Raw genomic sequence first — 969 nt, forward strand, 5'->3', positions numbered from 1 at the left:
ATTAATCTGTGCGATATCTTGTCGAAAGTTTGTTACGAAAAACGCAATGCGCTACCTGCACCAACCTTAAAGCTACACAGTGAAAATATCCCTATTCAAGCAGATGCTCAGCAACTCGCTTCGGTGATTGAACATATTACTCAAAATGCTATAGAGGCATGTAGCAAAGATGGGCACGTAGATATTTCAACAAAAGCCTCGCCAGACTATGCGTTTATCTTTATTCAAGACAATGGCTCAGGTATGGAAGAAGAGTTTATAACCAACGAACTATTCAAACCATTTTCAACTACAAAAGGCTTAACAGGAATGGGCATAGGAGCCTACCAAAGTAGAGAGTATCTGCGTAAAATTGGCGGCTCAATCAGCGTAACCAGTGAACCAGATATAGGCACCTGCTTCACCTTAAGCATTCCGTTATTAGAAGAGCCTCAGCCAGAACAAGAGCTTCAGCCAGAGCATAAGCCTCAGGCGATACAAAAACCACAGCAAGACAAGGAAGCATGATCGTGAGCAAAACCCTACTCATTATCGAAGATGACCCTGGCTTACAAAGCCAAATGCGCTGGTGTTTTAACGATGATGTTGAAGTACACATGGCCTCAGATCGAGAAACAGCGATTTCCTTGCTACGCAGATATGAACCAGCAGTTGTAACACTTGATTTAGGTCTTCCACCTGACCCTGGCGGATCAAGCGAAGGCTTTAAAGTTCTCGAAGAAATTCTACAACTCGCCCCCAAAACCAAAGTCATTGTTGTAACAGGTCGGGAAGAAAATGCTTACGCTGTAAAGGCTGTTGGCATGGGCGCTACTGACTTCTTTCAAAAGCCTCTTGATGCAGACATTCTAAATTTCGTCGTCGAGCGAGCTTTTAACCTAGCGCAGCTAGAAACCGAAAACTCTAAGTTGAAAAGTGCTCAATCAAACTCTGGCATTCCGGGTGTAATAGCGAATAGCCCGAGCATGC

General features: G+C 44.0%; 2 protein-coding genes. Both read left to right on the forward strand.

The window, feature by feature from the left end; genetic code table 11:
- Positions 1-507 (forward strand): ATP-binding protein (locus tag A3738_RS16185; protein ID WP_231876676.1); only part of this gene is annotated, 507 nt, incomplete at its 5' end.
- The coding region (locus A3738_RS16190; RefSeq protein WP_156504302.1) for a response regulator at positions 504-969 on the forward strand (466 nt) is incomplete at its 3' end. The genes A3738_RS16185 and A3738_RS16190, both read left to right, overlap by 4 nt.

It is taken from the genome of Oleiphilus sp. HI0066, from assembly GCF_001635725.1.